The sequence below is a fragment of the Bacteroides sp. 224 genome (assembly GCF_010500995.1).
Taxonomy (GTDB): domain Bacteria; phylum Bacteroidota; class Bacteroidia; order Bacteroidales; family Bacteroidaceae; genus Bacteroides.
Window position 1 is genome coordinate 18,023 of record NZ_QVMK01000012.1, and the last position, 15,000, is coordinate 33,022.

A 15,000-nucleotide genomic window follows, 5' to 3' on the forward strand; every position below is an offset into this window, starting at 1 on the left:
TAAATTCAAAACAGTTTCTGAATGTTTTAAAAAGGTAAGAAAGGAAGCAATCGCTTCCTTTTTTTGTAAGAAACAAATTCATACATTTGTGGAACAAAGAAAATAAACGTAATTTATGAAACCAGCTAATCTAATCACAATGTCAATAGCAGCTATGACATTAGCCTCTTGCGGCAATCAGGAAGTCGCTAACAAAGATCAGGTGATTATTGAGAAATCAAACATTAAGATTGAAGGGAAACGAATGACTCCGGAAGCACTATGGGCTTTAGGACGTATTGGCGGTGTATCTGTATCGCCCGACAATAAGCAAATTGTTTATACGGTTGCTTATTACAGCATTCCCGAAAACAAAAGTAATCGCGAGGTATTCATCATGAATGCCGACGGAAGCGATAACAAGCAAATCACCCGTACCCCTTTCTCCGAAAACGAACTTACATGGATTAAAGGAGGCAGCAAATTGGCCTTTCTTTCTGCCGAAAGCGGAAGCAGCCAAATATGGGAGATGAATCCGGATGGAAGTGAAAGAAAACAATTAACCCACTATGAAGGGGATATTGAAGGCTTCTCTTTTTCTCCGGACGAGAAGAAACTTTTATTCATATCTCAGGTAAAAACAGTTAAAGCTACAGTCGAAAAATATCCGGATCTTCCCAAAGCAACGGGAATCATCGTAAACGATTTAATGTATAAACATTGGGATGAATGGGTAACTACTGCTCCTCACCCATTCATTGCCGATTTTGATGGTAAATCAATCTCCAACATTAAAGATGTTCTGGAAGGAGAGCCATACGAAAGCCCCATGAAACCATTTGGTGGTATAGAACAGCTTGCCTGGAATACAACGTCGGACAAAGTTGCCTATACAAGTCGTAAAAAAACAGGTAAGGAGTATGCACTCTCTACTAATTCAGATATTTATGTGTATGATTTGAATACAAAACAATCAATCAATATCACAGAAGGCATGCCGGGATACGATACCAACCCCCAATATTCACCCGACGGAAAGAGTATTGCATGGTTAAGTATGGAACGTGATGGATATGAATCCGATTGGAATCGTTTGTTCATCATGGATCTGGCTACAGGAGAGAAGCGTTTTATCAGCAAATCACTCGACTCCAATGTAGATGATTATTGCTGGAGCACAGACTCGAAGACCATCTACTTTACAAGTATATGGCATGCCAAGTCGCAAATCTATTCGGTAGATGTGGCATCCGAACAAGTTAAGCCCCTCACCGAAGGAGTTCATGATTATGCATCTGTGGCTCTTTGCGGAGATAAACTGATTGCAAAACGCCACTCTATGAGTATGGCAGATGAAATCTATTCGGTTGATTTGAGTGGTAAAGATACTCAGCTTACATACGAGAACAAACATATCTACGATCAGTTGGAGATGGGTAAAGTAGAAGAAAGATGGATGACGACAACAGATGGCAAGCAAATGCTTACATGGGTTATTTATCCACCCAACTTTGATCCGAACAAAAAGTACCCAACCATATTATATTGCACGGGAGGTCCTCAGAATGCAGTTAGTCAATTCTGGTCTTATCGTTGGAATATGCAAATGATGGCCGCTAACGACTATATAATTGTTGCTCCCAACCGTCGCGGTCTGCCCGGATTTGGTTTGGAATGGAATGAGCAAATCAGTGGAGATTATTCCGGCCAGTGTATGAAGGATCTTTTTGTAGCTATTGATGAAGTAAGCAAAGAGTCTTTCGTTGATAAAGATCGCTTAGGCTGTGTAGGAGCAAGTTTTGGTGGTTACACCGTTTACTGGATGGCTGGAAATCATAACAAACGATTCAAAGCATTCATTGCTCACGACGGACTCTTTAATCTGGAAGCGCAATATCTGGAAACAGAAGAAATGTGGTTTGCCAACTGGGATATGGGCGGAGCTTTCTGGGATAAAAACAATGCTACTGCTCAACGAACCTTTGCTAATTCTCCGCATAAATTTATCGATAAATGGGACACTCCTATCTTGTGCATCCATGGAGAGAAAGATTATCGCGTACTTGCCACACAAGGAATGACTGCCTTTAATGCGGCTGTATTACGAGGCATTCCTGCAGAATTGTTACTTTATCCGGATGAAAACCATTGGGTATTGAAACCACAAAACGGTATTTTGTGGCAACGCACATTCTTTAAATGGTTGGATAAATGGCTTAAATAATCATCAACACTTCACCACAGAGAGCACAGAGGTCACAGAACTTTTTAATTAGCCTGTGATCTCTGTGTTATAATTATAAGTCCTTTATGTCGCTCAGTTCCACCAACTTATTTACGATTGCATAAATGGTTAATCCGGCCGCACTATGTATTTGCAACTTTCTGCTGACATTTCTACGATGCGTGATTACTGTGTGAATAGACAAAAAGAGTTTCTCTGCTATCTCTTTATTAGTCATACCTTTTACTACACAGATTACAATTTCTTTCTCGCGCAAACTTAAAGTTTCGGAGTTTTCATCCTCCTCATCGTCATGAATATTTTGCAAATTACTGATCTTCTTTGTCAGCACATCCACATCATCAAATATGGAAACCGAAGCATCGTATTTATTTAGTATCGAAGCATCAATAAAAGTGGTGGCCAATGCTACTAACCGCACATTCTTTCCCGCCGGGTCGTTACGAAAACGACTCACATCAAAGTAGTCGCCAAAGCCAGGGTTCACAAAAAGAATATGAGGAGGCTGTGTTCTCATACAATCATTCAGTGCTTCAACCGAGGCCAACTCTATTGGTTGTATTCTTAAATTAGGAAGTCTTTTCAACACGAGAGTCAACCCGCTACGAATGATTACCGAAGACTCTGCTACCGCTATTCGAATTACCTCACTATTTTTCATTCCCTAAAATCCTCCTCTCAAGTTTTAGTATAGCAGGCACCAGTAGATAGTCTTCCACATTGCAGTGCGAATCTAATCCTTCCTCACAAGTATAAATATCAAATAAAGCAGTATTAAGCATGCTTTTATTAGCCTTGGGTGGACAATATTTAATGAGAATATTTTTAAGTTCAGTCAACTTTTCACTAATCTGGTCATGGTGTTTGGAAAAAGTACTGATCTTATAGTTTTCGAGCGGAGTATTATTCAATAATGAATCTACATACTTAAAAACTGTTTTTTCTTCATACTCCATGTGCTTTCTTACTTCATTCATATAGTCATCAAAGAACTTCAGTATGAGGAAAGAAACACCATCATCAGCACAATCAATGGCATAAATGAGCTTACGGCGAATACCCGGAAGGCAAAAATCCAAGAAGTATATATGAGATTGATGCAGATAATCGACCAAAGCAGGCACCGAAAGTTCTTCCTTACTATCATCAATGCGCGAAAACCCTTCGACCACAAAGTTAACTACAGCCAGAAATGTCGGACAATCTACATTATTCATTTCACAAACTTCCTTTACTGTTTTCTCTCCAAACCCTAAAGAAAGCCCAAAACGACTCATTACTTGCAATAAAGTATAGTTATCACTAATCAGATCCACCATCTTATCGGATGGTTTATATTTTTGAGTTTCACCCATTTTCACCTAATTATATTATGAACACGCAAAGTAACACATTATCAGTCACAAATGCAATCACCATAAATAGGTATTTTAAATTCAGAAAGAGCTACCTAATTGTAGGGTGTATCTGTATAAATTTCATTATTTCTGGGTATTTCCCGAGATAGCAGTCTATCTTATCTTTGTAATCAAATAAATAACATGATTAATAAAATACAACATGAGTAAGATTGGAATTTTCTATGGTTCTACTACCGGAACCACCGAAGACATGGCACGCAGAGTAGCAAATAAGTTAAATGTATCTGATGCAGATATCCATGATGCATCAGGCATTACAGAAGCCACAGTGGCAGGTTATGATGCTCTTATCCTGGGTAGTTCAACCTGGGGCGACGGAGAGTTGCAAGACGATTGGTATGATGCTATTAAAACAATCAAGAAAGTAGATTTATCTCATAAGTTCGTTGCGCTATTCGGTTGTGGAGACAGCGAATCATATAGCGATACTTTCTGCGACGCAATCGGTATTCTTTATGAAGAACTGAAAGGAACCGGATGTACATTCTGTGGTTCTGTAGAAACTACTGATTATACCTTCGATGCTTCTATAGCCGTTGTTAACGGAAAATTTGTAGGTTTACCGCTCGATGAGCTTAATGAAGATGGCAAAACAGACGACCGGATTGCCCATTGGACCGAATCTCTCAAAAAGGAAATAAACTAAACAACCTTTCTTTTGCATGTCTAACCGAGTAGGAGGGCGGAACCAAAAAGTTTCGCCCTTCTTTTATCAAGCATAGCTATGCAACCCACCCAGCACATAATTCACACCAAAGTAAGTCATCAAAACGGTGAGAAAAGACAAGCACATATAGATATGAAAAAAAACGGGCTTACGGAAAATTTTTAATGATTGCGTATGTACTGCCATGCTATACACCAACAGAGTAATTAACGCCCAAACTTCTTTAGGATCCCAAGCCCAGTAACGCCCCCAAGAAATATTTGCCCAAATAGCACCTATAAAAATTCCTGCTGCCAGAAAAAACAATCCGGGAATCAGAAATAGCCGAGAGATTAATTGTAAAGTCTCTATTTGTTTTTTAGTTTCCGGGGTTCTCTTCACGGCATAGAGAAACAAAGAAACAACTCCCCCTAAAAAGGTAAACGCCAAAAGGGCATAAGACATCATAATGGTAGAAACATGAAGGCTTAAAAGCGGAGAAGAAAGCACCGGCATCAATGGAGTAATCTGAGGATTCATCATACTGAAAGAAGCCACCAAAAGAAAAAAGCCCGATAACAAAAAACCAAAAGGAACAACCAAACGAAACCTTTTGTAAAAGCATAAAGCGATAAGCATCACACACCATGCCATAAAAACCATTGTTTCAAAGCCGTTTCCCATAGGCCAACGACCACTGATATATGTTCTGAGCCCTATACAGAAAGTAAGGAAAGCAAAAGATAAGAACAAACAAACAACACCTCCCCCGAATAACAACCGGGAACCGGCAAACGCTTTCTGACGAACTAACTCTGTGACCAACAGCATCAACATAAGTAGCCCCAGTGTCAGGTTCATACGAAATAACAGAGGCACATACGGTAGGCGATTGTATGTTAGTTCAGCCTTTACTTTCGAGGAAGAAAGCACCGACTCTCCCCCACTCTTTAATTGATAGTTCAGGAGTTTTTCCACATAAAGATGAAACTCTTCACTATTCTTCTTTATAACCTGTTCATTGAGCAATGCAAACATCTTCTTCACAAAAAGGCGTTGACCGACATCTGTATTATCAGGCAGTTGTGCTGTAGAGTTACACCACACTATCTGTCCGTTCTCCGCGACGGGAAAAACCTTCAGTAATTCTCCTTTACTCAACATTAATATCAGTTGCACTTTTTCATCTACCTCACTTATTGCTTTTTGCAAAGAAGAGAGTTTGCCCTGATGAAGTTCGCTCCAATACGATTCAAAAATATAAGTGCTTGTTTGATCAAAAAAGTCAGTCAGTGCAGCATACTCATTCAGGTTGAACATTTTTCTTACTGCTGCACTTTTCACATGTATACAAGGCTCATATTTCCATAAGCCGGGATAAAAAATCCATCCTGATAAAAACTGTTCCGGTGTATACCCTCTGTGGCTCACGGACCCTGTTACTTTTTTACTGAAATCATAGGCAAGTGTCTGCAAAAGAGTGATTCTTCCGTTATAAAGAACCTGCACTTCTCCAAACTTAGCGGCATCATTCCGAGGCAATACGCGGTTGGTCTCCCGGTTGGCTTGTAAAGAAACTAATGGAAGTAATAAGAAAACAAACATAAAAACATTTTTCCGCAACAGGGGGTTTTTCAACAACCGCCTCATGCTTCCATTTGGAGAAAAAAGCACCCATAGCATAGAAATAAATAAAAGGAAATAGCCAGTATAAGTTACAGGAATGCCCCACACATCCCTGTTCACAGTAAGTATAGCTCCCTGCATATCTTCGTCATAAGAAGATTGATATAAACGAATGCCTCTATATGAAAATATGCGATTCATAGATACACTCTCCCGAAAAGAAATATCTTTTTCATCTATTACCAAAAAGGAACTAATATAATCAGCCGGTGCATTTGTACCCGGATAATAATCAATTGAAAAATCTGTAAGTTCAAGTGTTAAAGGCAATACGATTTGTTGCTCACCTCCATCTTCTCCCTCAACAATAAAAGTATTACACTTCTCATTCATCCTCAAATGCACATATCCTCTTTGTGCAGTAAGCGAAGTCAACAATGCACCGAGCAGTATCACCAAGAAGGAAACATGCAGAATAAAAACGGAAAAGCTCTTTTTATATACCTTTACCGATACAATATAACAAAGGGAAGATAAAGCTAATCCTCCCCATAAAATGCTAAACCAAACCGAACCGTAGATATATTGAGATACATACTGTAATCCGTGATATTTCTCAATAAAAGTGGTAACAGCCAGACAAATCAAGACAATGGTTAATAAGCCAAACGATAGTTTCTTCATAATGCATTTATGGAAAGGATTACTTTTTATATGAAAATTCAAAACGGTTTCTAAATAGATTCGAGAAACTTCACCACCGCATCCCTTTCGGTTTTGCTAAGTGCTCTGAATTTCTCTACAGACTTTTCTGCTTCACCACCATGCCACATGATAGCTTCAATGTAATTACGGGCACGCATATCATGCAGATGATCACCGGCTCCGGTACATTGCTCCGACAGTCCTCTTCCCCACAACGGAGTAGTACGACACCACCCAGTACGAATGTTGTTCTTCATCTCTAACCGATGTTGCAACAAGTCACTATAAGGCCAAATTGTTTGATAAGGATAGCGAGGAAGTTTTCCGGCCACCATCGGATCTCCTGTATAATTATCAGGTCCGGTTATCCAAGACGGGCGATGGCAAGCTGTACATCCAATGGAATTAAAGACCTTTTTACCCTTTTGTACTTCTTCATCATCCAGATTACGGGCAGCAGGCACAGCCAATCCACGATGCCATATCATAAAATCAATATAATCATCGTCAGACATTTCCGGTTCTAAATTCTGCGACATCAATTCACTGTAAATCTCTTCCTCGCTTTTAGCTAATTTGGCTTGTATATCTAAATTTTGCGACATCGCCTTTGCCCATGCACCGGTTATGTAATTCTTCGTACGATCGGAACGAGTTACACTTGTTATATTCCATATAGCATTGGCACCCGGACCATTCTGTAAGGTTCCTCTTGAAAGCGCATAAGTAAAACGTCCCGGATGGGTCGTTCCATCTGCTTCGGTAATGTCTTTCCCAATACGCCCCTGACAATAACCACGTGCCTGTTGGCGCGTATATTCCAATCGTAAAGAGTCATCATGTATAGCATCGAGCAAGCCTGTGCCATAAATACCGATAGTAGCTTCCAGACGAACATCATAATTCTTTGGTTTAGGGTCTGTATTGATATAAGCGGGGTCAATAGTTACCTCCGGATAAATTAACTGATAAGTTTCTCCGTCAGGAAATGTATTTCCGTATTTATCCGTATAAGACAACCATTCTATTTTAATTCCGTTTTCATCTACCGGAGGTAAGAAAGGAGCTATAGCCTTGGTTTGTGGCATACCTGTCAGTTCGGGCACATAAGCATCTGTATCCTTATCATAAACCACCAAAAGATAACCATTACCAAAGTCATTGGCACGATACCTGTCCATACGCTTGCCATGACCGTAGCCAGGATGGCAGGCAATACATGAATTACGCACAAATGCCGGACCTAAACCTGTACGCGGTGCTCCGGGGTCGGTACCTTCAATATAATTATTCTCAAAAAGTGATTCTCCGCGCATAAAAGCGGCATTCATGGCAGCATCTTCCTCTACTATAGGAGTGGCTTGTTCATAGGCACTTGATGTATTTACATTTATGAAGGTGGTTCCCAATTTCCCTCCGGTGTACCATTCGGCAGAGAGTTCTCTTCCTTTATCTTTGTCATCGCCCGAAGAATCATTGTCATTACAGGCGGAAAACCCCATCAGGAGTAAAAAGCTAATTAATAAATCTCTTTTTTTCATATATCCACTTAAGTATTGAAAGCGTACCACTTTTTCGGAGGCACGCTTAAACATTATTTTTTCAGTCTGATTACTACTGATTAGAAATGGCATCTGCAACTTCACGTAGAACATCACAAAGATCATTGCAAGTATCCATAGCCACCTGGTTTTTAGATTTCTCCAGATTATTACGGAATGGCTGAATGATAGTACCTATACCTGTTTTATTATCGGAACCTATTGTTTCGATCATTGCATCTTTAAGTTTTTCTGCTAAATCAGGATTGAAAGATTTCACATAACTGTAGATCGATTTATTCTCGTTTCTTTTACCATCTACCCCACCCATGCAAGAGTTATAAATTCCTCTGATGTTATCCTGAAAATCTTGTTTAGAGTTCCAGCTGAACCATGATTCAACATCAAGTACATTATTACTTGCCACCGGATCGGCAATCTTTGTATTCCCCACTTCGTTTGCTATTCCAAAACAGCCTTTATCTCCACTTATAATTTCATGCAGTGCACTTACCTTTGTTTTATAGGTACTTCCCGGAAGTCCTGCATTCATTAAATTCTCACCCCATTCATCGTCTTGTTCGGCTTCGGCTTCTTCCAGATATTCTTTCTTTTCATCTGTGATATTATCCATACCTTTCCAAGCTGCTTCCAGAATAAGACATTGCAATTTCAAGTCACCAGCTACACCTACTGCATACTTCAGTTCATTTTCCGAAGCGTCTGTACGAGGTTTAGAGTCTTTGAACAGTACATACTCAATGGCATGAAAACCTAAAGATCCTCCTTGCAAGTTGTTAGTTGCATAATCCGCATCAAAGTCTTCCATAATGCTGGGGCTGTTCAATAATTTATCTAAATTAGCCTGATCCAATGGCCAGGTATCAATATGTGGGTCAATACCTTTTTTAGAAGCCGGACCAAATAAGAATGCTTCGCTCAACTCCCAGTATAAACGAGCATCTTTCCATACTTCAGTAGCTTTGGTTGCTTTTTGCAAGTTGGTAGGGTCATTCTGAAGAGCGATACAGGCTTCTTCCAGTTTTATCGAAGCATCAGCCAGATTCTCATAAGTTACATATACAGTATTGTTCACATATTGAGAAATAATTTCTCCCAATAAAAGGTCACGTTCTTCTGATGAGTTATCATCATCATCGTCGCTACAAGAGGCAAAGCTAACTGCTGTGACAGCAATTATCATTGCAAACAAATAATAGTTAATAAACTTTTTCATTTTCATTCTTACTTTTATTATATAAATGGTTATTTAGTGAAAAAACCGGCATAAGCTATACCCAACGAGATGCTTGGTTCATTATTGAATTGGCTTTTAAGTAAACGGTTGGAGTACTCAGCCTTTATCACAATGTTATTAATAGGATAATAATTCAATCCGGCAGATATTACCTTACGCTCCCAACAGTCCTGATCTAAGATCTTTTTATCTGTTTTATACATTGAGTCGTAATAGTCATAACGGGCAAAAGCATATAGTTTACGTCCTTTGGCAAAATCAAACTGAGAAAAAACATCGTATCCCACTTCAAGAGAGGCACACATTGCATCGGAAGCCACATTGGTGCGTGGAGAGGGAGAATAAGCACTCATGGTTCTGTTAGCTTCTGATATTTTGCGAGAATCTCCTAAATGCCCATAATCAAAATTTCCACGAGCAATCCAGTTGTAGTCTTTATAATCAAAATCGAATGCAGCAATCATTACCAGCCCGTCAATATCCTTAAATTTATCATGTTTCAAACTGTTGGCGGCACTTTTTCCGATGTATCCGCTCAGACCTAAGCGTAGTCCTTGCACAGCATAGTTATCCAAACGAAAGGCCCCGGCATAAGAATTTGCTATTTTAAATTCATAAGGGCTTTTTGCTCCGTCCTTTATCCAGTTTTTACTACCAAAACGGTCGGCATCGAGCCCTGCAATAAACTGCACTTCGTATCTCCATTTTTTTATATTTCCCCAAAGGCTCACCCCGGTTTGGTGCCACGTACACGGCATTATTGAGTTTTCTCCTTCCGGACGATAGACGGTAAAAAATTCTGTGGGTAAATGAAACTGATTGGTTCTTCCCACAGGTACCACGATGTGCCCCATGCGCAGGTTCATCGCCCTATTAAATGTTTTCTCAATCCAGAATTGCTCCAAAGTAACTTCGCCACCGCGTTCTACTTCCGATTCATACTCCCCGGTTTCCTCTTCTTCTATCTCGACAGCTACTTCCGGCCCGCCATGTTCATATTCTATTTCAGCACCAACGCGCCATCCTTTACCAAACTCATAGCCCACCATGAATGTTACATGAGGCAAGTCAAACTTTCCGTGGTCGGGTGCATCTTTATACAGATCAGAAGCCGTATACCTCTTCCAATTATCACTATAGAAATTGCGAGTCATAACGGCTTCTCCATAGCCACCAAGAGTCAACCGCCCTTTTTCTTCTTTTTTAGTGGATACAGAATCTATCTCAATAGTGGCAGATACAGCCATATACGGAAAGGCTGCTACTGCCATAAATAACAGAAGAAAGAGAAATTTTAAACGTTTTGGTTTCATACCTATTAAACTTTATTACAATATGTTTCTTAACAAATGCAAAGTTAAAGTAGGCAGAAAGGATGTGAAATACCTATTTATAATTAAATAGCCTTCTTTTTATCAGCATAAATAGGTATTTAATAACTTATTTTCACTCCGGCATAATAAGTACGAGGTAAAGATGGTCCGTAAATATAGCCCGAATCGCGATTTTTACCCTTATCGAAATCATCCTGATAAGCATTCAGCATATTTTGAACACCGGCATTTACCTGCAAAACTGTCGATTTATAAATTTTAAAGTCATAAGACAGCTTAATACCCATATCCCAGAAATCCGGAGTTTTTACAGCCTGAGTATCATTCGGATTATTTTCGGCTCCTTTCCAGTGCTCGGTCAGCATGGAACCCGTATAGGTACCCGACAAGGCTATTGACAAGGGCTTAACCGGACTATAGCTGGCTGTAAAGTAACCATAAACATCGGGGGTGCGGAAAATTTTCTTTTCGGCAGGAGCATCTTCACTCCATCTTTCAGCTTTGTCATACCGGCTTTTTTGCATGGTGAGCCCTGTCTGTATTTGCCACAGAGAGCGATAAGCCACTTTACCCTCTAAGGTTACTCCAGCCACTTTGGCTCCCGATCCGTTGCTCCTTCTCTTTACCAACACAGCCTCATCATTAGTTCCAATCTCATCTAAAACAAACACGTCCGTCAGGCGGGTATAGAAACCCTCTATCAAAAAATTGGCTTGATAAGCTCCCAAACACTGATAAATATCGGCCGACGCACTGAAACTTTGCGATCTTTCTTCTTTCAGATCGGAAGCCAACTCAATCATAGAAACAGTACCTTGCACATTGCCAACATGTAAGTCTTCATCAAAAGCTTGTGGTGCCCTGAATCCGGAAGAATAGCTCACTCGCAAATTTATATTCTCTGTAGGATTAAAACGAACGTTGGCTCGCGGACTAAATATCAGGTGGCTTATCATATTATGTTTGTCGAAACGACCTCCAACAAGAATACCCCATTTATCATTCTTCCATTCATTCTGTATAAATGCACTACCTATATTTACTATCTGCTTTGTACATCGTTGGTAGATATTATCTTTCAGGTTATTATGGCTAAATTCAAGCCCCGAAATCAAAGATGAAGGCATAAACAGAAAATGACCGGAATTATAAACGTGCTGCACCCCACCAATAAAAGTAAAATCTTTGGTATCGCCATAAGCATTCGGATTCTGATTAGCTCCATAGTAACTATTCCGATCTGTACTTTGAGCGGAGGTATACACTCCTAAGCGATGCTTCTCATCAGGCGAGAATACATCAAACTTCAATCCTCCCCCATCAATGGAATGTTCTAACTGTTCGGCTATATTGGCTTCGTGTGGTGGACGGCTCAACAAATCTCCTCCTCTGCGAAACTCCTGCATGTGATGATATTCGACAGTTAACTTAGAATAAGTACTTGTCTTTAAGTAGGAACGGAATCCTACTGTTTGATTTTTAAGCTTAGGCAGTTCCGAATAACCGTCGTCGTCATGATCGTAACCTGAACGGTGCCGGTTTTGACCGAAAATATAAAGCCCGGCTTTATGATCCTCTGTAACCAAAGAAGCATTCAGGGATGTATTGTTATCAAAAGAATTACTTCCTCCAATCGAAGAAAGTGTATGAGAAATCTGTCCTGAGTTTCTTATCGGCTCCTTGGTTATTATATTAATAGTTCCGGCAATGGCAGACGATCCGAAAAGGGCAGACCCTCCCCCACGCATGACTTCTACGCGCTCAATCATACTTGCAGGTATCTGCTCCAGTCCATACACGCCGGAGAGCGCACTGAATATCGGTCTCGAGTCCATTAGAATCTGTGTATAAGGTCCATCAAGTCCATTAATACGTACTTGCTGAAATCCACAGTTCTGACAATTGGTTTCTACCCTTACACCTGGTTGGAAGTTTAATCCTTGTGAAAGAGTGGTGGAGTTTGTTACTTCAAACATCTTCAAATCCATGACATTCACCAAGGTAGGGGCAAGCCTACGGGTAGTTTCACTCCGATTGGCAGAAACCACTACCCCATCCAAAGCCACTGCATCTTCTTCTATTTCGAAGTCAATCTCTAAAGTTTTCCCCTTTACAAGAATAATCTCTTTGCTGACAGATTTATAGCCTACTGAACTTGCTTCAATTGTAAATTTCCCTTCCGGTAGGTTTTTCAGGAAATAGTGTCCGGTTGCATCCGTAACGGTACCAATCGTTGTACCTTTTAAAATGATGGTTATATAAGATAGGTGTTCGCCGGTTTTCTTATCTATCACATGGCCTATCACATTGGCATCAGATTTACTTAAAACAGGCATTTCAGGATCATTGGCATAAGATGTAAGCACACTACAGATGCTTACAAGAAGAAAGATATATTTTTTCATGATGAATTTTTAATTATATAATAAGTAGGTATTCAAAATTAATTCATAATATGAGAAAGTCCCCCTCCGCCCTTTGGGCACCTCCCCCTTGCAGGGGAGGAATTCCTGCGGCATCGACTCCTCCCCTGCAAGGGGGAGGTGCCCAAAGGGCGGAGGGGGTAATGATATAAACTAATTATGAACATCTACTTAAGAATTTTACTATAGGTTACGAAATGGAGTGAGATGGTTAAGGACTTTCAGCCCTTAACCTGATGACTATACCCCTTCCGGGTTCAGTTTGGTAACAGAACCTTGCCGTAAATAATTCAAATAACGATTTGAATTTTCCAAACTTAATTATGAAATGCCGGTGGTCCCCTAAGCGTAAGGACACCCTGATAAGGAGAGTGATAAAATGACCTTTGAGGCTTTGCAGCCAACAAAGCAAATAGAATATAATATACGAATAATAATAAAGGTAAGATAACAGCTCCACCCGTTAATACCTGAGATAGCAAATGAATAAGTTGAAACTCTGTAGTGGAATGGCTGTGTTCCGCATCTTCATTAAACGGATGAGAGTGCACAATGGTAACCCCATTCACCACATGCGAGTGAGTGAAAAGAGTAATGCCTGCCAGGTATGAAATAAACAAAACCGGAAGCAGGCATCTCAATATTTTCAGATACAATTGCTTCATAACTCTGTACGAAGCGCAAAGGTAGTAATTTATAATCATTCCCACCTATATTTGAGTTACTCCGATAGCAATTCTTTTTAAATTCTACAATCGTTATTCAGTTGATAAGACATGTCTCTACTCTTGTAGACGAATGAAAGAATAAAATATTTTATAGACTGCTTAAATTTCATTAGCTCCTGGCAAGAGATTCGACGACACCCGGGTGTCGTATACGATGACACCCCCATGTCGTCACCGACAATACCCAGGTGTCGTCGAATGTTTGGTCGGATCAAAATTAAGGAAGAGTTAAGCTAACAAGATCAAACTAAAAGCCATAATCGCCATACCTGCTATCAATCCGTAGATAGAAACATGATGTTCGCCATACTCGCGGGCAGCAGGCAACAATTCATCTAAGGATATAAATACCATGATTCCGGCTACTGCTGCAAATACACAACCTAATAAAGTAGGCGACATAAACGGCATCAGAATTAAATAAGCGATAAGTGCCCCCAAAGGTTCTGCCAATCCGGAAAGGAAAGAGAGGGAGAAAGCTTTCTTTCTGTCACCTGTGGCATAATAAATAGGAACCGACACAGCAATTCCTTCCGGGATATTATGAATAGCAATGGCAGCCGCAATGGCAATACCTAACGTGGGATTTTCTAAAGCTGCGGTAAAGGTAGCAATCCCTTCCGGAAAGTTATGAATACCAATAGCAAGTGCCGTCATGATTCCCATCTTCATTAATTTTGCATTGCGTGGAGGGGGGCCGTCCATACTTTCCACGGAACGAACTTCGTGCGGATTCTCGAAGGAAGGAACGAGTTTATCGATTAAGCTGACCAATAAAATACCTCCAAAGAAGGCTACCACGGTGATAAGCATACCTTTCTTCATTCCATACTCTAAGATGAGTAAATCTTCCGCCTGTGCGAAAATCTCGACAAACGAAACGTAGATCATGACTCCCGCCGACAGACCAAGGGAGAAGGAAAGAAATTTCTTATTGGTTGTTTTAGCTAAAAAGGCTATTAAACTACCGATACCTGTGGCTAAACCTGCAAATAAGGTGAGCAGAAAAGCTATTAAAAAGTTTTGTTCCATGCGTTAATCGTTTATCCGGTGCAAAGTTAATAGTACGATAGGACATCATCAATCACCCTTTT

General features: G+C 40.1%; 11 protein-coding genes. 2 read left to right on the forward strand and 9 right to left on the reverse strand.

What is annotated here, in order from left to right; genetic code table 11:
• The first annotated feature begins 115 nt into the window (after positions 1-115).
• Positions 116-2,203: a S9 family peptidase gene (locus D0T60_RS07545; protein WP_163217552.1), complete on the forward strand. Its 2,088-nt coding sequence runs from the start codon at positions 116-118 to the stop codon at positions 2,201-2,203.
• 73 nt (positions 2,204-2,276) lie between these two features.
• Here the strand turns inward: D0T60_RS07545 and D0T60_RS07550 are convergent, their stop codons facing one another.
• Complete coding sequence (locus D0T60_RS07550) at positions 2,277-2,885, reverse strand: response regulator transcription factor (RefSeq protein ID WP_163217553.1); 609 nt, start codon at positions 2,883-2,885, stop codon at positions 2,277-2,279.
• Positions 2,875-3,579, reverse strand: a complete 705-nt coding sequence (locus D0T60_RS07555; protein WP_163217554.1) for a hemerythrin domain-containing protein — start codon at positions 3,577-3,579, stop codon at positions 2,875-2,877. The genes D0T60_RS07550 and D0T60_RS07555 overlap by 11 nt, the downstream gene beginning before the upstream one ends.
• Before the next feature lie 205 nt (positions 3,580-3,784).
• Here D0T60_RS07555 and fldA point away from each other — a divergent pair, with 205 nt between their 5' ends.
• The gene (gene fldA / locus D0T60_RS07560) at positions 3,785-4,291 is read left to right on the forward strand and encodes a flavodoxin FldA (RefSeq protein ID WP_163217555.1); all 507 of its coding nucleotides are present in this window, start codon (positions 3,785-3,787) and stop codon (positions 4,289-4,291) included.
• 66 nt (positions 4,292-4,357) lie between these two features.
• Here the strand turns inward: fldA and ccsA are convergent, their stop codons facing one another.
• From ccsA to zupT, 7 genes are all read right to left on the reverse strand, one after another.
• Positions 4,358-6,601 (reverse strand): cytochrome c biogenesis protein CcsA, encoded by a 2,244-nt coding sequence (gene ccsA, locus D0T60_RS07565; RefSeq protein WP_239059518.1) that lies wholly within the window; start codon positions 6,599-6,601, stop codon positions 4,358-4,360.
• A gap of 50 nt (positions 6,602-6,651) precedes the next feature.
• Positions 6,652-8,163 carry a di-heme oxidoredictase family protein gene (locus D0T60_RS07570; protein ID WP_163217556.1) on the reverse strand — a complete coding sequence of 504 codons (1,512 nt, stop codon included), beginning with the start codon at positions 8,161-8,163 and terminating at the stop codon, positions 6,652-6,654.
• A 73-nt stretch (positions 8,164-8,236) separates the two neighbouring features.
• Positions 8,237-9,400, reverse strand: coding sequence for an imelysin family protein (locus tag D0T60_RS07575; protein ID WP_163217557.1), 1,164 nt, complete (start codon positions 9,398-9,400; stop codon positions 8,237-8,239).
• 29 nt (positions 9,401-9,429) lie between these two features.
• Positions 9,430-10,734 carry a hypothetical protein gene (locus D0T60_RS07580; protein ID WP_163217558.1) on the reverse strand — a complete coding sequence of 435 codons (1,305 nt, stop codon included), beginning with the start codon at positions 10,732-10,734 and terminating at the stop codon, positions 9,430-9,432.
• Positions 10,735-10,853: 119 nt separating this feature from the next.
• Positions 10,854-13,160, reverse strand: a complete 2,307-nt coding sequence (locus D0T60_RS07585) for a TonB-dependent receptor (RefSeq protein ID WP_163217559.1) — start codon at positions 13,158-13,160, stop codon at positions 10,854-10,856.
• A gap of 335 nt (positions 13,161-13,495) precedes the next feature.
• On the reverse strand, positions 13,496-13,843 hold the full coding sequence (locus tag D0T60_RS07590; protein ID WP_163217560.1) for a hypothetical protein: 348 nt from the start codon (positions 13,841-13,843) through the stop codon (positions 13,496-13,498).
• Positions 13,844-14,134: 291 nt separating this feature from the next.
• Positions 14,135-14,938 carry a zinc transporter ZupT gene (zupT, locus tag D0T60_RS07595; protein ID WP_163217561.1) on the reverse strand — a complete coding sequence of 268 codons (804 nt, stop codon included), beginning with the start codon at positions 14,936-14,938 and terminating at the stop codon, positions 14,135-14,137.
• Between the last annotated feature and the right edge of the window lie 62 nt (positions 14,939-15,000).